Annotated in this window: 20 protein-coding genes and 3 tRNA genes; 11 read left to right on the top strand and 12 right to left on the bottom strand. The window is 70.7% G+C overall.

Going from position 1 to position 23,966, the window contains the following annotated elements; translation table 11 throughout:
- Positions 1 to 146: 146 nt before the first annotated feature.
- The 7 genes from ACLJOK_RS17080 to ACLJOK_RS17050 all read right to left on the bottom strand — a co-directional run bounded on the left by ACLJOK_RS17080 (position 147) and on the right by ACLJOK_RS17050 (position 11,157).
- Positions 147 to 3,014, bottom strand: a complete 2,868-nt coding sequence (locus ACLJOK_RS17080; protein WP_410819803.1) for a discoidin domain-containing protein — start codon at positions 3,012 to 3,014, stop codon at positions 147 to 149.
- A gap of 143 nt (positions 3,015 to 3,157) precedes the next feature.
- Positions 3,158 to 4,777, bottom strand: coding sequence for a glycoside hydrolase family 13 protein (locus ACLJOK_RS17075; RefSeq protein ID WP_410819802.1), 1,620 nt, complete (start codon positions 4,775 to 4,777; stop codon positions 3,158 to 3,160).
- 139 nt (positions 4,778 to 4,916) lie between these two features.
- A complete protein-coding gene (locus tag ACLJOK_RS17070) occupies positions 4,917 to 5,804 on the bottom strand; it encodes a carbohydrate ABC transporter permease (RefSeq protein WP_410819801.1) in 888 nt (295 codons plus the stop codon).
- Between the two features lie 11 nt (positions 5,805 to 5,815).
- On the bottom strand, positions 5,816 to 6,772 hold the full coding sequence (locus ACLJOK_RS17065) for a carbohydrate ABC transporter permease (protein WP_410819800.1): 957 nt from the start codon (positions 6,770 to 6,772) through the stop codon (positions 5,816 to 5,818).
- An 86-nt stretch (positions 6,773 to 6,858) separates the two neighbouring features.
- On the bottom strand, positions 6,859 to 8,238 hold the full coding sequence (locus tag ACLJOK_RS17060) for an ABC transporter substrate-binding protein (protein WP_272614637.1): 1,380 nt from the start codon (positions 8,236 to 8,238) through the stop codon (positions 6,859 to 6,861).
- Positions 8,239 to 8,571: 333 nt separating this feature from the next.
- Positions 8,572 to 9,576, bottom strand: a complete 1,005-nt coding sequence (locus ACLJOK_RS17055; protein ID WP_112586239.1) for a LacI family DNA-binding transcriptional regulator — start codon at positions 9,574 to 9,576, stop codon at positions 8,572 to 8,574.
- A 93-nt stretch (positions 9,577 to 9,669) separates the two neighbouring features.
- On the bottom strand, positions 9,670 to 11,157 hold the full coding sequence (locus tag ACLJOK_RS17050; RefSeq protein WP_410819799.1) for a dihydrolipoyl dehydrogenase family protein: 1,488 nt from the start codon (positions 11,155 to 11,157) through the stop codon (positions 9,670 to 9,672).
- Between the two features lie 81 nt (positions 11,158 to 11,238).
- On the opposite strand from ACLJOK_RS17050, the gene ACLJOK_RS17045 reads away from it, so the two are divergent.
- Positions 11,239 to 12,315 carry a serine hydrolase domain-containing protein gene (locus ACLJOK_RS17045; RefSeq protein WP_410819798.1) on the top strand — a complete coding sequence of 359 codons (1,077 nt, stop codon included), beginning with the start codon at positions 11,239 to 11,241 and terminating at the stop codon, positions 12,313 to 12,315.
- Here the strand turns inward: ACLJOK_RS17045 and ACLJOK_RS17040 are convergent, their stop codons facing one another.
- Both ACLJOK_RS17040 and ACLJOK_RS17035 read right to left on the bottom strand, forming a co-directional pair.
- Positions 12,316 to 13,641, bottom strand: coding sequence for a cryptochrome/photolyase family protein (locus tag ACLJOK_RS17040; RefSeq protein ID WP_410819797.1), 1,326 nt, complete (start codon positions 13,639 to 13,641; stop codon positions 12,316 to 12,318).
- The gene (locus ACLJOK_RS17035) at positions 13,638 to 14,561 is read right to left on the bottom strand and encodes a phytoene/squalene synthase family protein (RefSeq protein ID WP_410819796.1); all 924 of its coding nucleotides are present in this window, start codon (positions 14,559 to 14,561) and stop codon (positions 13,638 to 13,640) included. Before ACLJOK_RS17035 ends, ACLJOK_RS17040 begins: the two co-directional genes overlap by 4 nt.
- A gap of 64 nt (positions 14,562 to 14,625) precedes the next feature.
- Between ACLJOK_RS17035 and ACLJOK_RS17030 the strand changes: the two genes are divergently transcribed.
- The 8 genes from ACLJOK_RS17030 to ACLJOK_RS16995 all read left to right on the top strand — a co-directional run bounded on the left by ACLJOK_RS17030 (position 14,626) and on the right by ACLJOK_RS16995 (position 20,192).
- On the top strand, positions 14,626 to 15,768 hold the full coding sequence (locus tag ACLJOK_RS17030) for a polyprenyl synthetase family protein (protein WP_410819795.1): 1,143 nt from the start codon (positions 14,626 to 14,628) through the stop codon (positions 15,766 to 15,768).
- 28 nt (positions 15,769 to 15,796) lie between these two features.
- Positions 15,797 to 17,278 carry a phytoene desaturase family protein gene (gene crtI, locus ACLJOK_RS17025; protein ID WP_357203073.1) on the top strand — a complete coding sequence of 494 codons (1,482 nt, stop codon included), beginning with the start codon at positions 15,797 to 15,799 and terminating at the stop codon, positions 17,276 to 17,278.
- Positions 17,275 to 17,895: an isopentenyl-diphosphate Delta-isomerase gene (idi, locus tag ACLJOK_RS17020; protein WP_410819794.1), complete on the top strand. Its 621-nt coding sequence runs from the start codon at positions 17,275 to 17,277 to the stop codon at positions 17,893 to 17,895. The genes crtI and idi overlap by 4 nt, the downstream gene beginning before the upstream one ends.
- A complete protein-coding gene (locus tag ACLJOK_RS17015; RefSeq protein WP_410821518.1) occupies positions 17,885 to 18,829 on the top strand; it encodes a MerR family transcriptional regulator in 945 nt (314 codons plus the stop codon). The genes idi and ACLJOK_RS17015 overlap by 11 nt, the downstream gene beginning before the upstream one ends.
- 75 nt (positions 18,830 to 18,904) lie before the next feature.
- Complete coding sequence (locus tag ACLJOK_RS17010; protein WP_410819793.1) at positions 18,905 to 19,687, top strand: polysaccharide deacetylase family protein; 783 nt, start codon at positions 18,905 to 18,907, stop codon at positions 19,685 to 19,687.
- A 154-nt stretch (positions 19,688 to 19,841) separates the two neighbouring features.
- A tRNA-Glu gene (locus tag ACLJOK_RS17005) sits at positions 19,842 to 19,914 on the top strand.
- A gap of 31 nt (positions 19,915 to 19,945) precedes the next feature.
- Positions 19,946 to 20,019: transfer RNA gene (locus ACLJOK_RS17000), tRNA-Asp, on the top strand.
- 99 nt (positions 20,020 to 20,118) lie between these two features.
- A tRNA-Phe gene (locus ACLJOK_RS16995) sits at positions 20,119 to 20,192 on the top strand.
- 250 nt (positions 20,193 to 20,442) lie between these two features.
- Here the strand turns inward: ACLJOK_RS16995 and ACLJOK_RS16990 are convergent.
- Positions 20,443 to 21,519 (bottom strand): hypothetical protein, encoded by a 1,077-nt coding sequence (locus tag ACLJOK_RS16990; RefSeq protein ID WP_410819792.1) that lies wholly within the window; start codon positions 21,517 to 21,519, stop codon positions 20,443 to 20,445.
- Between the two features lie 166 nt (positions 21,520 to 21,685).
- Here ACLJOK_RS16990 and ACLJOK_RS16985 point away from each other — a divergent pair, with 166 nt between their 5' ends.
- Positions 21,686 to 22,213 carry an SRPBCC family protein gene (locus tag ACLJOK_RS16985; protein ID WP_410819791.1) on the top strand — a complete coding sequence of 176 codons (528 nt, stop codon included), beginning with the start codon at positions 21,686 to 21,688 and terminating at the stop codon, positions 22,211 to 22,213.
- A gap of 12 nt (positions 22,214 to 22,225) precedes the next feature.
- Here ACLJOK_RS16985 and ACLJOK_RS16980 read toward each other — a convergent pair whose 3' ends face one another.
- A complete protein-coding gene (locus ACLJOK_RS16980) occupies positions 22,226 to 22,930 on the bottom strand; it encodes a DUF2786 domain-containing protein (protein WP_410819790.1) in 705 nt (234 codons plus the stop codon).
- Positions 22,931 to 23,059: 129 nt separating this feature from the next.
- Here ACLJOK_RS16980 and ACLJOK_RS16975 point away from each other — a divergent pair, with 129 nt between their 5' ends.
- Positions 23,060 to 23,500, top strand: coding sequence for a hypothetical protein (locus tag ACLJOK_RS16975; protein ID WP_410819789.1), 441 nt, complete (start codon positions 23,060 to 23,062; stop codon positions 23,498 to 23,500).
- Between the two features lie 57 nt (positions 23,501 to 23,557).
- On the opposite strand, the gene ACLJOK_RS16970 is transcribed toward ACLJOK_RS16975, so the two are convergent.
- On the bottom strand, positions 23,558 to 23,947 hold the full coding sequence (locus tag ACLJOK_RS16970; protein WP_091396011.1) for a hypothetical protein: 390 nt from the start codon (positions 23,945 to 23,947) through the stop codon (positions 23,558 to 23,560).
- Positions 23,948 to 23,966: the final 19 nt, after the last annotated feature.

The following is a 23,966-nucleotide window of genomic DNA, read 5'->3' as shown; positions in this document are numbered from 1 at the left end:
CCGGCGACGGGTGCAGGGGTACGCCCGTCGTTCCGCGACAGGTGGGGGACGGTGCGGGTTGGGGACGGGGTCGGACGGCTGGCGCGGCGTTGCGCCGGGACGCCCGGACCGGTTGCCCCCGCCCGGTCCGGGCGGGGGCAACCGACCTAGCTGGAGTAGACCTCGAACTCGCTGAGCTGGCCGGCTGGCCAGCCGCTGTTGCCGGTGACGGTCAGCCGCAGGTACCGCTGGGTGGTCGCTGTGAAGGTCACTGTGACCGTGTTGCCGCTGGCCGGGTTGAAGCTGTAGCCGGCGGACGCCTTCAGCGTGCTGAACGTCGAGCCGTTCGTGGAGCCGAGCACCGCCAGCGTCTGCGTACGCGTCTGCCAGGCCGATGACGGTGGGAGCTTCAGCACGACCCGGGACACCGACCGGTCGGCCCCCAGGTCAACAGTCAACGACTGCGGGAACGCGCTGTTGGCGCTCTCCCAGTAGGTGTTCGCGTTGCCGTCCACCGCGTTGGGGGCGGCGTACACGTCGGAGTGACTGGTCTCGGTGATCGACCGTCCGGCCGCCAGGTTGCCGCTGGGCGGCGGCGTGGTCGGGGGCGGTGTGGTCGGCGGTGGCGTGGTCGGCGGTGGGGTGGTCTGGGTGCCGCCGTACACCTCGACCTCGGAGAGTTGCGCGGCCGGCCAGCCGGTGTTGCCGGTGACGGTGACCCGGATGTACCGGCGGTCACCGGAGGGAAGCCCGATCGACACGGTGTTGCCCGCGCCGGGGGCGAAGACCCGACCGGCGGACGACGCCAGGGTGGTGTACGACGAGCCGTCGGTGGACCCGAGCACCGACAGGGTCTGGGTGCGTTGCTCCCAACCGCTGGGCAGTTTGAGCGCCACCCGGTCGACCGACCGGGACGCGCCCAGGTCGATGGTGACCGACTGGGGGAAGGCGTTGTTGGCGCTCTCCCAGTACGTCGACGCGTTGCCGTCCACCACGTTGGCCGCCGTGTAGCTCTGGTTGGTGCTGGTAGCGGTCGTCGAGCGGCCCAGCGCCAGGTTTCCGCTGGTGGGGGGCGGGGTGGTCGGAGGCGGCGTGGTGGGCGGTGGGGTGGTCGGCGGCGGCGTGGTGGGCCCGCCGCCCCACTGGGGGTTCGGCCACGGGCCGCAGTACGGGGTCGGGGTGTACCAGCCGGAGTTGCCGGAGCCCTGGGTGATCTGGAAGCCGGCGCCCACGCAGTTGTGCATCGGGTTGCTCTGCGCGATGTTGGTGGCCCGCACGTTGGTGAACGACACCTGGCTGTTCGCCTGCACCTGGAGGGCGTACGTGCCGGCGCCGTCGATCCGTACGTTGTTGAGGTTGATCCCGTTGGTCTGGCCCTCGATCCAGTGCAGCGCCGCGTACGAGCTGTCCAGGATATCGGTGTCGGTGATGTTGATGGTGGGGTTCTGGAACGCCTCGTTGAGCGCGGAGAACCAGATCGCGCCGACACCGAAGTTCCAGTTGTAGTCCGAGTTGCCGTTACGGATCAACGTGTTCCGGGCGATCGTCCAGGTGCCCTGGACTCCGGTGGCGCCCTGCACGCCGGGGTAGCGGTTCGCGACGTGGATGCCGCCGCCGTTGGTCAGCGAGTCGGCCGTCACGTTGTCGGTGATCTTGATGTCCCGACCGCCGTAGCTGACCAGGTGGTTGGCCAGCAGGGTCACCCCGATGGTGTTGTGGGTGAAGGAGTTGTTGACGTTCGGCACGCTCTGCGCCCACATCGCCAAAGCGTCGTCGCCGGTGTTGCGGACGAACGTGTTCGTCACCGTCGAGTTGGTCACCCCGGTGTGGAAGTTCACCCCGTCCGCGGTCTGGTCCAGGATCCGGCTGTTGCGGATGGTGAAGTTGTCCATCGGGCCGTCCATCCACGCCCCGACCTTGGTGTTCTCCAGCCAGAGGTTGTCGACCACCGAGTTGGTCATCGCCCCGCCCAGGGCGTTGACCTGGTCGTCGTCGACCCGCTCGCGGATGTCGCCGATGATGGCGAAGTCCCGCAGCGTGACGTTGCGGCTGGGTCCGTTCGCCTCGTGTGCGCGGACCGGGCCGGTGTAGCCGCCACCGGGGACGTACTTGCCGTAGATGCCGACGGACCTGTTCCGCTCGGTGGGGTGCCGGCCGCCGAGCACCGAGTACCAGGGGCCGGCGCCGCGCAGTGTCACCCCGTCGACCACCACGTGGTCCCAGAGGGTGAAGGTGCCGGTCGGGATCCAGACCGCCCGGCCCTGGGCCTTGCCGGCGTCGACCGCCGCCTGGAACTTCGCCGTCGAGTCGGTCGCGCCGCTCGGGTCGGCGCCGAAGTCGGTGACCACGTCGAGCACACCGGAGGGCTTCGTGATCGCCGGGGCGACCAGCTCGAAGTCGGCCAGGTCGATGGTGAACGTGGGCGACTGCGCGGTCGAGGAGACCTGGAGCCGGATCTTCGTGCCGGCCGGCTGGGTGCTGCCGAACAGCGCCCGGGTCTCGTCGTAAAAGTGGTGCGGGTTGGTGTCGCCCGGGTTGTTGTTGAACGGGTATCCGCCGTAGTACCAGCCGTACCTCGACGTCACCGGGACCGACTTCAGCAGCGACCCGTTGGCCCGCAGGTCGATGGCGGCGTCACGGCCGGTGCCGGCCGAGTTGTCCGGCAGGCTGTAGCGGAAGGTGACAGCGTTGGCCGGGGCGGTGAGGGTGAACTCGACGTACTCGCCGACGGCGTCGAGGGTGACCGCCTCCCGGCCGGACGCCTCGGACGGCAGCGTGCCGTACCGCCGGTCCGGGCCGATCTTCGTGCCGTTGTGGGCGGTCTCCTCCGCCTCCTGCTCGACGAACGGAACTGTGGCGCCCCGGTTGGGGATGTCGAAGGGGGACAACCCCGCCGCCGAGGCAGGGGTCGCGGTGCCGGTGACCGCGAGGGCGGTGACAGTTGTGGCGGCAAGCAGGGTGGCGGCGATGGCGGCCAACAGTGCCCGGGTCGGGTGTCGAAGGTGGTGCGGGGTGCCGGTGGTGTGGTTGGCCATGAGCTGCGCTCTCCCTTTCGTCAGGCAGGCCAGATCCCCCCGTGTCGGTGCGGTGTCGTGCGTCCCCCCTCGGTTCTCCCTCCTTGGTGACGTGGTGCCGGCGGCCGGGACGGGCCGCCGGCACCACGGCGAGCAGAGTCAGGTCAGGCCGGGCCGTCCGCCCCGCGCGGCCCGTCGGTGGATTCGGCGGTACGCAACCAGACCGCTGTGTCGGACGGCAGCAACCCGTCGTCGAGCGGCCCGCTGGCCAGCAGCAACTCCCCCTGAGCTGGCATCGGCACCGGCGCGGCGGAGAGGTTGACCAGGCAGGTGAAGCCACCGCCGCGGTGGAACGCCAGCACCCCGTCCGGGGCGGGCAACCAGGTCAGCTCGCCGTCACCGAGCGCCGGGTCGGCCTTTCGGGCCTGGATCGCCGCCCGGTACAGCTCCAGCATCGAGGCCGAGTCGCCGGTCTGCGCGCTGGCCGTCCGGCCCTTCCAGTCGGCCGGCTGCGGCAGCCAGGGCGCCGCGGCACCAGCGGGGCTGAACTCGAACGGCGGCTCGTCCCCGGCCCACGGCAGCGGTACGCGGCAGCCGTCCCGACCGGGGTCGATCCGGCCGGACCGCTCCCACATCGGGTCCTGTCGCATCGCGTACGGGATGTCCTCGACCTCGTAGAGGCCCAACTCCTCGCCCTGGTAGACGTAGGCGGCACCGGGCAGCGACAGCGAGAGCAGCGCGGCGGCGCGAGCCCGGCGGGTGCCCAGCTCCAGGTCGGTGGGGGTGCCTTCGCGTTTGGCGGCGAAACTGAACCGGGTGTCCGCACGACCGTAGCGGGTGACGTGCCGGGTGACGTCGTGGTTTGAGAGCACCCAGGTGGCCGGCGCGTTGACCGGCGCGTGCGCGCTCAGCGTCCCGTCGATGCTCTCCCGCAGCGCCGCAGCGTCCCAGGCGCAGCCGAGGAAGTCGAAGTTGAACGCGGCGTGCAGCTCGTCCGGGCGCAGGTAGTTGGCGAACCGCTGCCGGTCCGGCAGCCACACCTCACCGATCAGCGCCCGGTCGGCGTACTCGTCGGCGACGCGACGCCAGCCCCGGTAGATGTCGTGCACGCCGTCGAGGTCGTGGAACGGGTGCGGTTGGTCCTCGCGGACCTCGGGCAGCGTCCCGTCCTTGACCAGGAGCCCGGCCGAGTCGATCCGGATGCCGTCCACGCCCCGGTCGAACCAGAACCGCAGGATGTCCTCGAACTCCTCCCGCACCCGGGGGTGGTCCCAGTTGAAGTCCGGCTGCTGGGGGGCGAACAGGTGCAGGTACCAGTCACCGGGGGTGCCGTCCGGGTTGGTGGTGCGGGTCCAGGTCTCGCCGCCGAACTCGCCGATCCAGTCGGTGGGTCGTTCGTCGCCGGTGGGACCCCGGCCGGGTCGGAACCAGAACAGGTCCCGTTCGGGCGCGCCGGGTCCGCCGGCGAGCGCGGCCTGGAACCAGGGGTGCGCGTCGGAGCAGTGGTTGGGCACCACGTCGACGATGGTCCGGATGCCCAGCGCGTGCGCCTCCGCGATCAGCGCCTCGACCTCGGTCAGGGTGCCGAAGACCGGGTCGATGTCGCGGTAGTCGGAGACGTCGTAGCCGGCGTCCGCCATCGGGGACGGGTACCAGGGGCTGAACCAGATCGCGTCGACGCCGAGCGCGGACAGGTGGTTCAGCCGGGACCGGATGCCGGCGATGTCACCGATGCCGTCGCCGTTACCGTCGGCGAAGCTCCGGGGATACACCTGGTAGATCACGGCTCCACGCCACCACGGACTTCTGTCAGCTGTGGACACGAGCACCTGCTTTCTGCGTCAGTACGTCGGCGGGTTCGCCGGACCTAGATACGTATCGGGCGAACGGTCGTTGTTCGCCGCGCGGGAGGACCGGTGGTCGCTATCCCTTGATGCTGCCCGTGGTCAGACCGGACATGATGTTTCGCTGGAAGATCAGGAAGATGATGACAGTCGGGATCGCGGCGATGACCGACGCGGCGATCACCACGTTCATCGGTGTGCCGCCCGCGAAGGTGTAGATGCCGACGCTGACCGTCCGGGTCTCGGGCGACGGCATGACCAGCTTCGGCCAGAGGAAGTCCTTCCAGACCGCCGTCACGGCGAAGATCGAGACGACGCCGAGGATCGGGCGTGACAGCGGCAGGATGATCGACCAGAGCGTGCGCAGCGAGGATGCCCCGTCCATGAGGGCGGCCGCCATCAGCTCCTCGGGGATCGAGTCGAAGAACCGCTTCAACAGGAAGATGTTGAACGCGTTCGCGACCATCGGCAGCCAGATCGCGAACGGTGAGTCGAGCAGGTTGATGTGCAGGATCGGCAGGTCGAGCACCGTCACGTACTGCGGAACGATGAGGACCATCGCCGGGATCATCAGGGTCCCCAGCATCAGGGCGAGGATCGTGTTGCCGAAGATCGGTCGAAGCTTGGACAGCGAGTACGCCGCGGCGCTGTCGAAGACGAGTTGGAACAGCACCGCGCCGATGGCGTAGTAGAAGGTGTTGAAGAGCAGCTTGGCGAGGGCCAGGTTGTTCCACGCGTCGACGTAGTTCTGCGGCTGCGGATCCTTCGGCCACAGCGACGGTGGGGTCTGGGCGATCTCCTGGCCGGATTTGAGCGCGCCGGTGACCATCCAGTAGAGCGGCCCGAGGAAGACGAGAGTGAACCCCGCGACGACCACGACCAGCAGCGTCCAGTAGATGACCCGGCCGCGCCCCCGGCTGAGCTGGGATTGGGAGATGAGGGTCCGGGTTCCGGAATCCTGTGCCATTCCTCGCCGTCCTAGTCCTGTTTCGCGGTCAGCCGCACGTACACGGCGGAGAAGCCGGCCAGCACCACGAGCATGATCACGCCCAGGGCGGCGGCGCCGTTGAGGTCGTTCTGGAAGAACCCGTGCTGGTAGATGAGGTACGCCACCGAGGTCGCCGAGTCCTCCGCGCCCGCGCCGTTGGCGAGGATCAGTGGCTCGATGAAGAGCTGCATGGTGGCGACGATCTGCAACATCGCCAGGAGCGCCAGGATCAAGCGGGTCTGCGGGATCGTCACGTGGCGGATCCGTCGCCAGATTCCGGCGCCGTCGAGCTCCGCCGCCTCGTACAACTCGCCGGGGATGTTCTGCAACGACGCCAGGTAGATCAGTACCGCGCCGCCCATGTTCATCCAGGTCGACGCCACCACCATCGCCGGCATGGTCATCTCGGGTGACTGCATCCACTGCGAGGTGGGCAGGTGCAGTGCCTTGAGGATCGCGTTGAAGAGCCCGGCCTCGCTCGGGTCGTACGCGTAGAACTTGAAGAGGAACAGCGCCGAGGCCGGCGGCAGCATCACCGGCAGGTAGACCAGGATCCGCAGGTACCCCTTGGCGTGGCGGAACTCGTTGAGCAGGATCGCCACGAAGAACGGCACCACGTACCCGAGGGCCAGCGCCAGGACTGTGAAGTAGAAGGTGTTCTGCCAGGCCGTCCAGAAGCTGGGGTCGGCGATGATGCGGGAGTAGTTGTCCCAGCCCACCCAGGTGGTCTCGCCGCGCCGGGTCCGCTGGAAGCTCATGATGATGCCGCGGACCATCGGGTACCAGGAGAAGACGACGAAGCAGAGCACCGCCCCGATCAGGAACGCGTGACCGGTGAGGTTGTCCCGTAGCTTGCGGCCGAGACTCGTGCGCTGCGGCCTCGCCGAGTACGGCGACGGCGGGCGGCCCGGTTTCCTGGGGGTCTCCGGGACGGTGGTGATCGCCAAGGCAACTCCTGGGTGAGTCGGTGACGTCGAGATGCGGTGCGAGTGGCGTGGGGGTCGGGTCGGCGTCCCGACCCCCACACGATCGGTCAGCTCTCGGCGGCGAGGAGTTGGTTGACCTTCTCCTCGGCGGTCTTGAGCAGTGCGTCGATGTTCGAGTTCGGGTTGGTCAGCACACCCGACATCGCGGCGTCGAGCACCGCGTAGACCGCCTGGGCGTTGCGCGGCTCACCCTTGATCGGAACCGGGGTCGCCTCAAAGAGCGCGAAGTTCGCCGTGTCGACGTTCGCGTTCGCCTTACGCAGCTCCAGCTCCTGCTTCTGCGCGTCACTGCCGTTGGCGAAGAGCAGCGGCTGGGGCAGACCCACCGGGTAGTTCTGCGGCTTGGCCCGGACGTAGTCGAACTGACCCTTGCCCGGGGTGAGCTTCTGGTACGCGATCCACTTCAGACCGGCCTTGACCTGCTCGGGCGTGAGGTCCTTCTTGAAGAAGTAGCCCTCGCCACCACCGAGCGTCCCCTTGGCCGCGCCGTCCTGGCCGGGCAGCGGAGCCATCGCCCAGTCCTGGAACTTGCCCTGGAACTGGCTGACGATCGCCTGGGTGGCGTCCGGCGCGCCGATGAACATGCCGACCTTGCCGGCACCGGCGTTCGTCAGCAGGTCGCCCCACTGGAGCAGTTGGCGGGCGCCCATGCTGTTGTCGCCGTACCGCATGTCCTTGAGGTTCTGCAGGACCTGCTTGCCCTGGGCGTTGTTGAAGTCGGCCTTCTTGCCGTCCTCGGTCAGCACCCGGCCGCCCTGCGAGTAGAGCAGGGAGGTGAAGTGCCAGCCACCGGTGTTGCCGGCGCTGTACTCCGAGTAGCCGGCGATGCCGTTGCCGAGAGCGGAGATCTTCTTGGCGGCGGCCCGGACCTCGGCCCAGGTCTTCGGCGGGTTGTTGACGTCGAGCCCGGCCTGCTGGAACAGGGCCTTGTTGTAGACCAGACCCATCGAGTAGTTCTTCACCGGAACGGCGTAGAGCTTGCCGCCGTCGGTGAAGACCTCCTTGAGCGCCGGGTCGACGCTGTCCCAGGTCGCGATCGCGTCCTTGTTGACCTGCTGACTGATGTCCATCGCCTGACCGGAGTCGAGCACCTGCTGGAGATCGGTCATGTACCCGTAGAAGACGTCGGTCACGGTGCCGCCGGCGAGGCGGGCGGTGAAGTCCGGCGGGTTGTTGCACTGCTCGCCGACGCTGACGCTCTTGATGGTGATGTCCGGGTTCTGCTTCTGGAACTCGGCGACGTCGTCGTTCCAGTTCTTCAACAGCTCTTTCTGGGCGCCGACCGGCTGGCAGTCGACAGTGATGGTGACCTTGCCGCCTGCGGTCGAGCCCTTGTCGTCGCTCTTCGTGGAGCATGCCGTGAGGCTGAGCCCCAGGCCGGCCACGAGCGCAACCGCCGCAGCCTTTCGGTATTGCGGTACGGACATCTGTCCATCCCTTCGGGAACGGGTGTCTCCAATGACCTTCGCTGATCTGCGGTGATACGACCTGACGCCCAGTAGCTGCGTCGGAGCCAGGTGTGAGTGGAGTCACTGTAGCGAGGCCGACTCATTTCGGCAAGGTATCGACCCTGTTCCGAAAGGACACGACGTGATGACGACAGATGTTGGCAAGACGCTGAAAGCAGCCCGTCTTGTTGGCTATTGATCCCTTATGACCGGTCATTCGGCCCGGTCGATGCCGACCATGGCGAGCAACGACGACAACGGCCGCCGACCGCGGGAGGCGGTCGACGGCCGAAGCGTCGTTCGGTGTGGTGTCTAGCGGCCGGGGGCGGGCGCGGTGGAACCCCGCACCACCAACTCCGGCTCGAACAGCAGCTCGTCCTGAAGGACGCCGGCACCCTCGATCTGGGTGACCAACAGATCCACGGCGGCCTGCCCCATCGTCTCGATCGGCTGCCGCACGGTGGTCAACGGCGGATCGGTGCACGTCATGAAGGCGGAGTCGTCGAAACCCACCACCGACACGTCGGCCGGCACCGAACGACCCAGCCGTCGGGCCGCGCGGATCGTGCCCAGCGCGAGCACGTCGCTGGCGCAGATGATGCCGGTCACGCCCCGCTCGACCAACTTCGTCGCGGCGACCCGCGCTCCCTCCATCGAGAAGCTGGAGCGCTCGACGCACTCGGCGTCGCCCTCGTCCCAGCCCGCGGCCTTCATCATCGCGTCGAGCTTGCGCCGCGACGGCACATGCCCCTCCGGGCCGAGCACCATGCCGATCCGTTCGTGCCCGAGCGAGCGCAGGTGCCCGTACGCCTGCTCCACCGCCACCGCGTCGTCAGTGGAGACCCGGGGGAAACCCAGCTCGTCCACACCGGCGTTGACCAGCACGACCGGAAGCCCACGGTCGGTCAGCCGCCGGTAGTGGTCGTGTTTGGCGTCGGCGAGCGCGTACGAGCCACCAGCGAAGATCACCCCGGAGACCTGGTGGTCGAGGAGCATCTCCACGTAGTCCATTTCGGAGACACCGCCGATGGTCCGGGCACAGAGCGCCGGGGTGTAGCCACGCTGGGCGAGAGTGCCGGTGACCACCTCGGCCAACGCCGGGAAGATCGGGTTCTGCAACTCGGGCAGCACCAGCCCGACCAGCCGGGCGCGTTCGCCGCGCAGCTTGGTCGGCCGCTCGTAACCGAGCACGTCCAGCGCCGTCAGCACGGCGGTGCGGGTCGCCTCGGAGACCCCGTCGCGGCCGTTGAGCACCCGGCTGACGGTGGCCTCGCTGACGCCCGCCTTCTTGGCAACTTCAGTCAACCGCTTGGTCACGGTCGCAATCGTACGTCACCTGACTGAAAGAAATGAACAGCGAATTGCCAGCCTTTTGCTGGCTGGCTGACTGGTCATCGCGCGAGGCTGGGGTCAGGACAGGTCGCGGAGGGCGGTTTCGATGGCCCGGTGGAAGGTCGGGTACGCGTAGATCATGTGCCGGAGCTGACTCAGCGGCACCGCCGCGTGCACCGCCACCACCAGCGCGGACAGCACCTCGCCGCCGGCCGGGCCGGCCGAGGTCGCGCCGATCAGCACGCCCTGATCGGCGTCCGCCACGAGCTTGATGAAACCGTCGTCGCCGACCCGGTGGATCCAGCCTCGGGTCGAGCTGCCGAGTTTGGTGAAACCGACCTGCACGTTGATGCCGCGCTCGCGGGCCTGCTGCTCGGTGAGCCCGACCGCGCCGATCTCCGGATCGGTGAAGGTCACCCGGGGAAGCGCACGGTAGTCGGCACGCGGGACGGTGCCGGCCGACCCGCTCGATCCGCTGGCGGCCAGCGAACTGGACGCGCCCATCGCTCCGCCGACCACGCTGGAGGTGCCGCTGGCGTCCGCCCCCGCCTTCGCCTGCCGGGCGCGGGCCAGGATGTCGGCGATCACGATCCCCGCCTGGTACATGGCGATGTGGGTGAAGGCGCCCTCGCCGGTGATGTCGCCGACCGCCCAGACGTGGTCGGTGACGTGCAGACGGTCGTCGACCGGAAGGTAACGCTGGCTGGCGTCCAGGCCGATGGAGTCCAGGCCCAGCTCGGCGAGGTGGGCCTTGCGCCCGGTCACCACCAGCAGCCGGTCGGCGGTGAATTCCGCTCCGCCGCCGCCGCGCAGTGTGAACCTGGTCCCGTCGTGCTCGACCCGTTCGGCGCGTACCCCGGTGTGGATCTCCACGCCGTCGGCGCGCAGCGCCGCGGCGGCGACCTCGGACGCCTCGGGTTCCTCGATGGCCAGCACCCGGTCGAGCGCCTCGACCACTGTGACCCGGACCCCGAAGCGGGCGAAGACCTGCGCCAACTCCAGGCCGATCGCGCCGCCGCCGAGCACGAGCAGCGACTCCGGCAGCTCCTCGACCTCGATCGCCTGGTGGTTGGTCCAGTACGGCGTGTCGGCCAGGCCGTCGATCGGCGGCACCGACGGACGGGTACCGGTGCCCAGCACCACCCCGTGCCGGGCCTCGAACACCTGGTCACCGACGCGGACCCGGCGCGGACCGTCGAGCCGGCCGCTGCCCCGCACGAGCCGGCCGCCCTTGCCGACGAACCGTTCCGCGGCGACCGTGTCGTCCCAGGTGTCGGTGGCTTCCTCGCGGATCCGCTTCGCCACCGGCGCCCAGTCCGGCTGGACCTGCGCCGTCCCGGCGAGCCCGTCGACCCGGCGAGCCTCGGCGAGCGCGTTGGCAGCTCTGATCATCATCTTGCTCGGGATGCAGCCCCAGTACGGGCACTCCCCGCCGACGAGATCCCGTTCGACGCCGACGACGTTCAGGCCGGCCTCGGCAAGTCGCTCGGCCACCTCCTCGCCGCCGACCCCGAGCCCGACCACGACCACATCCACCAGCTCCGGCTCCGCCACACCGAACAGCATCCCCCAGCGACACCACCCCAACCACCGGGGTCGGCGGAAAAGTCGGCACGCGCACCGGCCCCGGACGCCTACCGTGGCCGGATGCACGCACGCTTCGCTCCGGTCCGGGACTGCTTCCACGACCTGTTCGCCTCCGGCCGGGAAACCGGCGCGGCCCTGACCATCTGGTACGACGGGCAACCGGTCGTGGACCTGGTCGGCGGCTCCCGCGGCGGCCACGGGCCGGGCGGCGAGCCGTGGCTGCCGGACACCCTGGTGAACGTCTACTCGGTCGGCAAGCCGGTGGCCGCACTCTGCCTGTTGCTGCTCGTCGACCGGGGAACTGTCGATCTCGACGCACCTGTGGACCGGTACTGGCCAGAGTTCCGCACACCCGCCACTGTGCGTCAGGTGTTGTCGCACACCGCCGGGTTGCCGGCCTTCCCGGTGCCCCGACCGGCCGCGGCGGTCGCCGACTGGGCGCTGCTCACCGGCGACCTGGCCGCCGCCGACCCCGCATGGTCGCCGGGCTCGGTCGCCGGGGAACACGCCTGGACGTACGGGCATCTGGTGGGCGAGTTGGTCCGCCGCGTCGACGGACGGCCGGTGGGCAGGTTCCTCGCTGAAGAGATCGCCGACCGGTGGCAGCTCGACCTCGGCTTCGGGCTGAGCGAGGCGGACCAGCTGCGCTGCGCGGACCTGCGGTACGGCGACCCGGGGTGGCCGACCCGGGCGCTCGGTGAGGCGGGCTCGCTGCGGGCGCGTGCCATGGGCAACCCGGCCGGCGGGCTGGACCTGACCGTGCTGAACAGCCCGCTCTGGCGGGGCGCCGAGATGCCCGCCGTCAACCTGCACGCCACAGCGCCCAGCCTGGCCCGGCTCTACGCCGGCCTGCTGGCTGGTGGTGTCCTGGACGGGGTTCGGCTGTTCAGCCCGGACCTGGTGGCGGAGGCGACACGGGTCCAGTACGACGGGCCGGACCTGGTGCTGGACCGCGACGCCCACTGGACGCTGGGAATGCAGTGGGAGCCGGACGGCAGTTGGGGCATGGGTGGCATCGGCGGCAGCAGCGCGTGGGCCGACCCCGAGCGCGGCTACACCTTCGCGTACGCCACGGCGCACCTCGCCGAGCACGACCGGGTGGACGAGCTGGTCGAGGCGTTGCACTCGGTGCTGTGATCAGCGCAGCCAGACAGGGTCGGTGCCGGGTACGGAGAGGGGCGGGGGGTAGTCGAGCGTCTGGCGAAGGGCCTCGGGCAGCTTCCACGGTTGGTGGATGGCCTTGCCCTGCATCCCGGCCAGCTCCGGCACCCACCGGCGCACGTAGTCGCCGTCCGGGTCGTACCGTTCGGCCTGCCGGACCGGGTTGAACCCCCGGTAGGGCTTCGTGTCGTTGCCGGTGCCGGCGACCCACTGCCAGTTGCCGGAGTTGTTCGCCACGTCCCCGTCGAGCAGCCAGCGGAAGAACACCGCCACACCGGACCGCCAGTCCTGCCCGAGGTGCTTGGTCAGGTAGCCGGCGGTGATCAGCCGGGCCCGGTTGTGCATCCAGCCCTGGGCCCGCAGCTGCCGCATCCCGGCGTCGACGATCGGCATCCCGGTGCGTCCCTCGTCCCAGGCCGCCAACGCGTCGTCGTCGTAGCGCCACTGCTCGGTGGCACCCCGCCGGTACGCCGCTGTCGAGATCTCCGGGAAGGCGGCGGTGACCTGGTAGTAGAAGTCCCGCCAGCAGAGCTGCCGGACGAACGGGCCGGACCGGTCCCCGGCGCGGTTCGCCACCGCCAGCGGCGACACGCAGCCGAAGCGCAGGTACGGGCTGAGTCGGGAGGTGTCGTCGCCGGCCATGTCGTCGTGCTGATCGCCGTACCGGGGCAGGTCGGGCAGCCAGTCGGTGAGCCGCTGCCGGGCGATCCGCTCGCCGCCGCTGGCCGCCTCGGGCGAGTCGCCGGCTGGCAGCGCCGGCAGCCGGCCCACGCGTAGCCGGTCGGGCAGCGCGATCCGGCGCGGCGCGGCCAACTCCTCGCGCCACCGGTTGGCCGCCCAGGCCCTGTGGTACGGGCTGAACACGCGGTAGTGGTCACCGCCGCCACCGGGCCGCAACGCGCCCGGCTCGACCACCGTCAGCCCGGGAAACAGTCGCAGGTGCAGCCGGTGCCGCTCGCACTCGGCGCGTAGTCGCCGCTCCCGGCGGCCGGCGTAGTGGCTGACATCGGCCGAGAGCGCGACGGCGGTGGCCCCGACCTCGTCGGCCAGCCGGATCGTCTCGGCCACCGGGTCGCCGTGCCGGACCACCAGGTCGCCGCCACGCTCGCGGAGTTGGTCGCGCAGGTCGGCGAGGGCCTGGTGCAGGAAGCGGGTGCGGTTGGCGGAGAGGTCGGCCAGCGCCGGGTCGAGCACGTACAACGGCACCACCTGGTCGAAGGCCGCACAGGTGGTCGCCAGCGCCGGGTGGTCGTGCACTCGCAGGTCGCGGGTGAACAGCACGATCGCCGTGCTCGCTGTCACCGGCTCTCCGGGTGGATCGTCGGCCCGGGGATGACGACCGGCGTACCGGTCGAGCTGAGCAGGGCCCGTGCCGCCACCGCCATCCGTCGCCGCTGCGGCACCAGGGCCCGCCGGACGAAGACGTCATAGTCCTGCGCGGCCACCTCGTCGAGGATTCCGCCATAGAGCGCGTACGCGGTGCGCATGCAGGCCTGCGAGGCGGGCGCCAGCATGGTGATCCCCGGTGCGGCGGCGGCGTAGTGCGCCTGGGCGCGGGTCACCTCGTACTCGATCAGCTCGCGGATCCGGGGGGTGACGCGGCCCCGGGCGCGGGCCTCGGCCAACTCCTCGCGGGTGACCCCGAACTTCGCCATGTCCTCGTCCGGCAGGTAGGTGCGGCCCCGGTCGAGGTCCTCGGCGACGTCCCGGATGAAGTTGGTGAGCTGGAAGGCGAAGCCGAGCTGACGGGCCGGCTCCCGGGCCGCCACCGGGTCGGAGCTGCCCAGGATCGGCAGCATCATCGTGCCGATGACCGCCGCCGAGCCCTCCATGTAGTCGAGCAGGTGGTCGTAGGTCGGGTACGCGGTGACGGTCAGGTCCATCGCCATGCTCTTCAGAAACGACGCAAAGTCGTCCCGGTCGAGATCGAAGACGGCGATCGTGTGCAGCACTGCCGGCAACAGTGGGTCGCCGACCGGCGCACCGTGCAGACCTGCCACGAACTGGCTGGCCCAGCTATCCAGCAGGGCGGCCCGCTCGGCCGGCGGCAGGTCCTCGGTGCGGTCGACGATCTCGTCCGCGTACCGGGTGAACCCGTAGAGGGCGTGCACATGTCGTCGTTTCCAAGCGGGAAGCAGGCGGGTGGCGAGATAGTAGGTGCGGCCGTGGCGTTTGTGCAGCTCACGGCACCGGTCATAGGCAGCGGTGAGATCAGTTTCCACCGGCCCTCCTCCATTATCGACGCACCAATCGACGCAACTCGTAGCCTAGGGTACGCTCAGTCGCATGGCCAACGACGCAGTTGCGGGCAACGTGACCCGCGTGGCGCCGACAGGGCCGGGGGACGGGGACGATCCGGTCCGCGCCGTTCTGGCCGCGTACACCCACGATCTGGTCACGGCGGTCGACGAGACCCTGTCCACTTTCCTCACCGACGAGGTCGAAACCCTCAACGACATCGACGCGTCGATGGGCGCCTTCGCCGCCACTGCGCGGAAAGCCGTACTGACCGGCGGCAAGCGGATCCGCTCCACGTTCGCCTACTGGGGTTGGCGCGGCGCCGTCGGTGGCACCGCGGCGCTGCCACCCGTGCTGCCCGCGCTGGCCGCGCTGGAGCTGCTGCACACCTTCGCGCTGGTGCACGACGACGTGATGGACGCGTCCACCACCCGCCGCGGCCGGCCCACAGCGCACGTCGCGCTCGCCGAACAGCATGTCGCCGCCGGCCACCGAGGTGATCCCGGCCGGTTCGGTGAAGCCGTCGCCGTGCTCATCGGCGACCTCTGCATGGTCTGGGCCGACCAGTTGCTGGCCCACGCCTCGGTGCCGTCGACGCGACTCTTCGAGGTGCGCCGCTGCTACGACCAGATGCGGGTCGAGACGGTCGCCGGGCAGTATCTCGACGTGCTCGGCGAGAACGACCCGGGCAGCTGGTCGGTCGACCGGGCACTACGGGTGGCCCGCTACAAGACCGCCAGCTACACCGTCCAGCGACCACTGCTCTTCGGTGCCTGCCTGGCCGGGGTGCCCGCCGACGACCCGCTGGTCTCCGCGTACACCCGCTATGGCCTGGCTGTCGGCGAGGCGTTCCAGCTCCGCGACGACCTGCTCGGCGTCTACGGCGACCCGGCGGCCACCGGCAAGCCGGCCGGGGACGACCTCCGCACCGGCAAGCCGACCACGCTGCTCATGCTGGCCCGTGAGCTGGCCACGCCGGCCCAGCTCACGGCGTTGGAGCGAGCCGCCGACGGATCGGTCGACACACTCGCCGCGCTGGTCGCCGAGACCGGCGCGGTGACCCGGGTGGAGCAGATGATCGCCGAGCGGGTCAGCGACGCGCTGGCCGCGCTCGACGCCGCACCCGTGGACCAGACGGCGCGGACCGCGTTGACCGGGCTGGCCACCGCCGCTGCCAACCGGCGGGCCTGATGAGCGACTTGAGCGAGGAGGTGGTCACGTGCGGACTGTGACAGGACGGACGGACCGGGTGGTGGTCGTCGGGGCCGGGCTGGGCGGGCTCGCCTGCGCGCTGCACCTGGCCGGCAGCGGTCGACAGGTGACGGTGCTGGAGCGCGAGCCGGTGCCCGGCGGGCGGGCCGGACGCCTCGGCGTGGACGGCTACGAGTTCGACACCGGCCCGACAGTGCTCACCATGCCCGACCTGATCGCCGAGGCGCTCGGCGCGGTCGGCGAGGAGCTGCACGACTGGCTGGACCTGACCCCGCTCGACCCCGCCTACCGGGCGTACTACCCGGACGGCTCGACCCTCGACGTGCTCACCGACACCACCCGGATGGCGGCCGAGATCTCCCGGGTCTGCGGGCCCCGGGAGGCCGACGGCTACCTGCGGTTCGTCGAGTACGCGCGGGAGTTGTGGCGGCTCGAGCGCACCGACTTCATCGAGCGCAACCTGGACGCGCCGACCGACCTGATCACCGGCAACCTGCTCAAGCTGCTCAGCGGCGGGGCCTTCCGACGCCTCCAGACGAAGATCAACCAGTTCTTCCGGGACCCGCGTACCCAGCGGATCTTCTCCTTCCAGGCGATGTACGCCGGCCTCGCGCCGCACGACGCGCTGGCCATCTACGCGGTCATCGCGTACCTCGACTCGGTCGCCGGGGTCTACTTCCCGCGCGGTGGCATCCACGCGGTTTCCAGGGCGATGGCCGGCGCGGCCGAGAAGCACGGCGTGCAGATCCGGTACGACACCACTGTGACCCGGGTGGAGACCGTGAACGGGCGCGCCACCGGCGTGCTCACCGCCGACGGCGACCTGGTGCCGGCGGACGTGGTGGTGCTCAACCCCGACCTGCCGGTCGCCTACCGGGACCTGCTCCCCGCCGCGCCGCAGCGCCGGCTCACCTACTCGCCGTCCTGCGTCGTTCTGCACGTCGGCTCCCGACAGGCCTATGCGAAGATCGCCCATCACAACATCCATTTCGGACGCGCGTGGAAGGGCACCTTCGATGAGGTCATCCGACGGGGTGAGCTGATGACGGATCCGTCGCTCCTGGTGACCAACCCGAGCCGGACCGACCCCGCGGTGGCCCCGCCGGACCGACACACCTACTACGTGCTCGCCCCGGTGCCCAACCTGCACCGGGCGCCGTTCGAGTGGCGCGGCGACCTGACCCAGCGCTACACCGACCAGCTGATCGGCACCCTGGAGGAGCGCGGCTACGTCGGCTTCGGCGCCGGGGTCGAGGTGCTCCGGGCGATCACCCCCGCCGAGTGGGAGGAGCAGGGGATGGCCGCCGGCACCCCGTTCGCCGCCGCGCACACGCTCTTCCAGACCGGGCCGTTCCGCCCGTCCAACCTGCACCGCGACCTGTCGAACGTGGTCTTCGTCGGCTCCGGGACCCAACCCGGCGTCGGCGTGCCGATGGTGCTCATCTCCGGCAAGCTCGCCGCCGGCCGGATCACCGGAGAGGGTCGATGACCAGCCGTGAGAAGCACCTCGTCGAACTCGTCGACGAGACCGGCACGGCCCACGGCGAGACGACGGTGGCGGCCGCGCACCAACCACCGGGGCAGCTGCACCGGGCCTTCTCGGTGTTGCTGGTGAACCCGGACGGCCAGGTGCTGCTCCAGCGCCGAGCCGCCGTCAAGACCCGGTTCCCGCTGCGCTGGGCCAACTCCTGCTGCGGCCACCCCCAGCCTGGTGAGTCGCTCGCCGAGGCGGCCAACCGACGATTGGGCGAGGAGTTGGGCGCGGGCCCGGTCGAACTGACCGAGGTCGGCATCTACGTCTACTACGCGGAGGACCCGGCGACCGGTCGTGTCGAGTTCGAGTACGACCACGTACTGCGAGGCGAGTTCCTGCCCAGCGCTCCGCTACTGCCCGACCCGGACGAGGTGGCCGAGCTGCGGTGGGCCGACGCCACCGCACTGGAGGCCGAGTTGAAGGTCGACCCCCGGTCGTACGCGCCCTGGCTGGGCGGGGTGGTGAACCGGCTGTTACGCCCCTCGGAATCCCGGTCGGGCGCAACCGGCCCGGCCATGACGCCGCCCGGATCGTCGGCGGATGACACGGCGGAGCGGTCGGGTGGTCGATGAGGCGCTGAGCGCGGGCGCTGTCGCACGTCGGTTGGGGGTCGCGGTGACCACCCTCCGCACCTGGCACCAGCGCTACGGGCTCGGGCCCAGCGAACACATCCCCGGTCACCACCGCCGGTACACACCCACCGACCTGGCCCGCCTCGAGATCATGCGACGACTCACCGCCGAGGGGGTGAGCCCCGCCGAGGCGGCCCGCTGGGCCCGCCAGGCACCGGACCCGACGCCCAACGGCACCGTCGCCCCCGCCCGGATCCACCCGACCGGCCGTGACGGCGGCGGCTCCATCCCGGTCGGCCGCGCCGGCCCGGCGGCCCGCGGGCTGGCCCGGGCCGCCATGCGACTGGACGCGGCGGCAATCAGCGAGACGATCGCGCACGCCCTGGCCGCCGGCGGGGTCGTCGCCACCTGGGAGGGCCTGCTGCGTCCGGTGCTCGCCGGCATCGGCGAACGCCACGCCGCCACCGCCGGCCTGATCGAGGTGGAACACCTGATGTCCCGCTGCGTCTCGGAGGCGCTCGCGGCGGCCAGTCGGGCCAACATCCCCACCGGGCCGGCCCGGATCCTGCTCTCCTGCGCCGACGAGGAACAGCACACCCTGCCGCTGGAGGCGTTGGCGGCAGCTCTCGCGGAGGCCGGTGTCAGCTACCGGATGCTCGGCGCCCGAGTGCCGGTGGCCGCTCTCGTCGAGGCGGTCAACCGGACCGGACCGGCCGCCGTGGTGCTCTGGTCGCACACCCGGGCCACCGCCGACCCGACCCAACTCGGCGCGCTGCTCGCCGCCCCCCGACGCCCGTTGCTGGTGCTCGCCGCCGGCCCCGGCTGGCGAGCCGACACGCTGCCCGCCGGGGTGGTGCGGCCGGTCGACCTGGCCGAGGCGGTCTCGCTCTCCGCCGCCGTTCGCGACTCCCTGGACCAGTCGAGGCGTGATTGATCGCACTGTCGCCGGATCGCGGCGTGAACTACCGTCGGGCGGGTCCGCCTACCCCGACCCTCCGGGAGCGAGCAGATGCAAGCCCGCGCCATCCTGGCGTCCGTCCTCGCCGTGGCGCTGGTCCTCACCGGCTGTGCCCAGCCGAAGCGCACCATCGCACCCGCCGGTGCCCCACGGCCGGTGGAATCGACCACGCCGCCCACCCCGACACCGCACCCCAGCATCACCAAGCCGGCCAAGCCGCCACTGCGGCCGCTGCCGGCCAAGCTCCCCGCCGGTCTGGGGCGCAACACCGGCGTACGCCCGGTGGCCCTGACGTTCGACGACGGGCCCAGCCCGGCCTGGACACCCAAGGTGCTCGACCAGCTGAAGGCAGCCAAGGTAACGGCGACCTTCTGCGTCGTCGGTCGCGAGGTGCAGCGTCACCCCGAGTTGGTCCGTCGGATCGTCCGGGAGGGACACCAGCTCTGCAACCACAGCTGGCGTCACGACCTCGATCTTGCCCGTCGACCTGTCGGCGAGATCCGGGCCGACCTGGACCGCACCAACAAGGCCATCCGGAAGGCCGCTCCCGGCGCGAAGGTGTCGTTCTACCGGCAGCCGGGCGGCCGGTGGACGTCGGAGGTGCTCGGGGTGGCCAAGGACCTCGGCATGCGCCCGCTGCACTGGTCGGTCGACCCGCAGGACTGGGACAAGCCGACCGCGGCCACGATCGGCAAGCGCGTCCACGCCGCCACCCGGCCCGGTGCGATCGTTCTCCTGCACGACGGGGGCGGTAATCGGGCCGCGACACTCGCCGCATGCCCGAAGTTGATCGCCGACCTGAAGCAGCGCTTCGGCATCACCCGACTCCGTTAGAACCGCTCTGACCTGCGGTTATAGCCCGTTCCAAGCCCTTGCCCATACCGATTTTGTCGAGCGACGGAGCATCACGTATGCTTTCCAAGCCTCCGGCGGGGCCGGATGGGAGCAAGTCCGCTTGAAGTTGCGAATGTGCAATGATGGCGGGGCCGCCCTCATCGTCTAGCGGCCCAGGACGCCGCCCTTTCAAGGCGGTAGCACGGGTTCGAATCCCGTTGGGGGCACGACCGGCGCAAGCCGGAGCAACACAAGCTAGGTCCTGTGGAGCAGTTGGAGTGCTCGCCGCCCTGTCAAGGCGGAGGTCGCGGGTTCAAGTCCCGTCAGGACCGCAGCGCTGACGCCGCGCCTCGCGCGGCGTTCTGCGTATCGGAGCAGGTCGCCTTGCCGCCGGTTCGTCCGGTTGCCGGGTAACATGAGCCGAGCGACACGGCCAGGTAGCTCAGTTGGTACGAGCGTCCGACTGAAAATCGGAAGGTCGGCGGTTCGACCCCGCCCCTGGCCACATAGCCTTTCGCCGGGCTACAGAGGTCCCCACCAGCGGAAACGCAGGTGGGGATCTTGCTGTTTCCGGCGCTTCGGGCCGACCAGCAGCACCACGGACCGCATGATCGACTCGACTTCCCTGATGTCGGGGTGTCCCAGCGCTCGCGACACCGCGATTTCAAGGAAACCGAGTCGATCACGCTAATACGACGGCCGGGGTGTCGGCGGCTGCGGCTGCGCGGCGGTCAGTGGCGCACGACGGCGCGGCGTCAGTGATCGCGGCGGCCCGGCGGGCGATGCTGCGCCACGCTGCCCTGGATCGCCTCCCACACGCTGCGTCCGGCCTCTCGCAGCGTCTCCCCCGCCTGCTCGGCGAGTTGCGCCGCGCTCTGGGCTGCGCTTTGAGCCGCGGCCTGCGCCGCGCCCGGCAGACCACCGTCGCCATGCCCGGACGGGCTCGGGCTGGGCCCAGCCGACCGACCGGGCTGGTTCGCAGCCGCCCCGGCCGCCCCTCCCGCTGGTCCCTCGGGGCGCTGCTGGTCCCGGCCTGCCCCTCCCGGGCTCCTCCCGTCACCCGAGCCTTCGGGCCGCTTCTCCTCGGCGTGACGCGGTCCCTCGTGCCGCTGGCCCTTCGGCTGCTGGCCCTGCGGATGCGCCTGGTCAGCCGGCCCTGGGCCCCCAGTTCGCGGCCCGGGCCCCCCGGCACCCGGTCCCGAACCGACCGGACCAGCCCCGGACCGACCCCCATCCGGCCGGCCAGTACCCGGTCGACCAGGGCCCGGCCGATCGAGACCCGGCCGATCGGGGCCCGGCAGACCTGGGCCCGGCAGACCTGGATCCGGCCGAGCGGAAGCCAGCCGGTCGCGGTCGGCCACCGGGCTGGCCGCGCCGACCTGGCGGCCTGGCTCGTCGCGTGCGCCGTCCGAGCGTCGACTCGATGCCTTGATCTCCGCTGCGCCCGCGGCCAACTGCTGGGCGTTGCTGCGGTTCACGTCGTCGACAGCGGTGCCGGCCGTGCGTGCGAGCGCCTCGATGATGTGTGGATTGTGGTCGAGCGTGTCGAGCGCGCGTCCCAAAATTCTGGTCAGCTGCTCCAACCGCACCCGCAGCTGCGCCTCTGCGTTCACCCCGTCGATGTTCAACTCGCCGCCGTTGAGATGCACGCGTACGCCGGCGTCGATCTGGAGCAGGTTGGCCACCCGGGCCCGCAACGACAGGTCAGCCTCCAGACCGTCGACCGCCAGCCGGATGGAGTCGACGGAGACCTTCGGAATGTCGAGCAGGACGTCCGGGTTCCCGCTGTCGACGTTCCGGTCCGGCTCCCGCTGCTGCCCGCTGTCGCTCATGCTCTCCCGCCCCACCTGCACACCAGCCCGGTCGTCCGAGCCGTTGGGCGCGGTTACCCGCTTTCCGGCGGGCCATCCCGTCCGTGACGACTCCACGACCCTCTGTCTGGAACCGGGCACCGCGCGAAGCTGCACACCGAGGCATCAGCCGGTATGGTCCGGGCCTATGGGACAGGAATTGACTGATCCGGCCGACATCAGGCAGGACGTCGGCCAGTTCTCTCTCCGGTGCAGCCTCCTCGTCCCGGGCTCCGTCGAGCAGGCGTTCGCGGTCTTCACCGACGAGCTGACCGACTGGTGGGTCACCGAATACACCTGGTCGGGCCCGGACGCGCTGGCTGAGCTGGGCATGGAGCCTCGGGCCGGCGGCATGCTCTACGAGTTGGGCCCGTACGGCTTCCGTGCCGACTGGGGTCGGGTGCTCACCTGGGATCCGCCTCGCCGGCTGGTCTTCGTCTGGCAGATCGGCCCCGACCGGGCGCCGGTGCCGGACCCGGCCCGCGCGAGCGAGGTCGAGGTGCTGTTCCATGCCGAGGGGCCGGAACGCACCCGCGTCGATCTGGAGCACCGGCACTTCGACCGGCACGGCGAGGCCGCCGAGGGTTACCGCAAGGCGCTCACGGCCGGCTGGCACGAGTTGCTCACCCGCTACGTCGCCACGGTGTCGCGCCACCGCCCCACCACGACGGCCTGACGACCCACCGGGTCAGCGGCCGAGTCGCCGACCGGCAGCGCCGCCGCCGAGGTCCCGACCACCAAGGTTCGCGCGTTGGCCGGCCTCTGCCCCCGAGCCGAAGCCGGTGCCGCCCAGCCGGCGCGGCGGTGCGGTACGCAGCCGTGGGTACTCCTCGCTGAGCCGGCGCTGCACCCGGTCGGACCGGTCGGCCAGCACCAGCGCCATCGACGGTGCGCCCGACTCGCTGGCCGCCGCCGACTCGGCCGCCCAGAGTCGACCTCCGACCACCTCAGCGAAGCCGGCCAGCCAGGAGCGGCGGAAGGCGGCGGGGTGGTCGTCCACGGGCACCTCGGTGGCGGCCAGGCCGTGCGCCGCCTGCACGAGCAGTGAGGTGAAGAGCAGGTCGACCCGTTCCAGGTCGCTCGCGAAACCGAAGAGGTGCAGGGCGAAGCCGTTGCCCTGCCGACGGCGTACGCAGCGGCAACGCAGGGGCTCGGCCACCGCGGCGAGCAGGCCGACCTTGTCTCGGGCGTACGGGGCGACGACGTCCAGCACGCGGTCGCCGACCGGGTCGGTGGTCGGGTCCCGGGCGGCGAGTAGCGCCCGGTCGACGCCGTAGCGGGCGATCAACTCGGTGGCCTTGGCGGTGAACGCGGCGGACTCGGCCGGCGTGCAGGCCGGGTCCTCGGCCTGGGCCAGCAGCTTGCGCACCTTGCTGAGCATGGCCTCGGACATGCCTACAGAGCTACCACACGGGCCGGACATCATCGGGGCCGCGCCGCGATCGATCGATACGTATCATCGTCACGGCCAGATGATCTGTCCAATACGGACGGTCAACCAACTGTTTGGAGGAACGAACGGATGCCATCCCCGACCGCTCGTCTGCTCGCCGTCGCCACGGCCACCGCACTGCTCTCCGTCGGCACCCCCGCGCAGGCGGAGCCGACCACACCGACCGCGCCGGTCAGCTCCGGGCCGAACGCGTTCGCCCCGCTCGCCACCTGTTACGGCGGGGCGGTCCGGTCGTACTTCGAGACCGGCCGCTACGGCGGCTCGGCCGGCCAGTACCGCACCACGACGCGCTGTCGCGACATCAACGTCCGCAACGCGAGCGTGTACGCCACCGAGGCGTGCGTGATCTTCGTCGACAAGACGAGCGCCTGCAACTACTGGACCTACCTGCCGGCCAACTCGGGCTGGATCACGGTGGCGACAAACGTCCGGGACGGCGTCAACTTCCGGGTGCGCTTCGAGAACCTGCGGTACGAGTACGAGCCGCTGATCGCGTACCACGCGTTCTGACCGGCCCGCACGGTCGCGGCGTCCGCCCCCCGACGGACGCCGCGACCCGGCGGCACGTCACCCGGCGCGGCTGCGCAGTGTGGCGATCGTCGAGCCGGCGAGTGTGAGCAGGCAGTCGGGGAGCAGCCCGTCGGCGGCCGCCGCGCCGAACAGCGCCTCACCGGTCGGTTCGTCCCGGTTCGCGTACGCACTGACGAAGCGGGCGACCCAGCGGGTGTCGTACCCGGCCTGATCGATCCCCGGAAAGTCGAGCGCCGCCCCGCTGGCCGCCGGCGCGTCGCCGAGCATGGTCGCGGCCAGGCACCAGGCGACGCCGTACGCGCCGTCCAGGCCGGCCCGGTCGACGACCGCGTCGAACGCTCCCACCACCGCGTCTCCATCGCCGGTCAGCGCCGAACGGAGCACGGCGGCCGCGTCATCGAACGTCTGCTGTGGTAGGTCGGTCACGCAGCGCACAGTAGGACTG

Origin of the sequence: Micromonospora sp. 050-3, from assembly GCF_046549335.1 — a bacterium.
Taxonomy (GTDB): domain Bacteria; phylum Actinomycetota; class Actinomycetes; order Mycobacteriales; family Micromonosporaceae; genus Micromonospora; species Micromonospora trifolii.
This window is presented reverse-complemented; position numbering and strand designations above follow the sequence as displayed.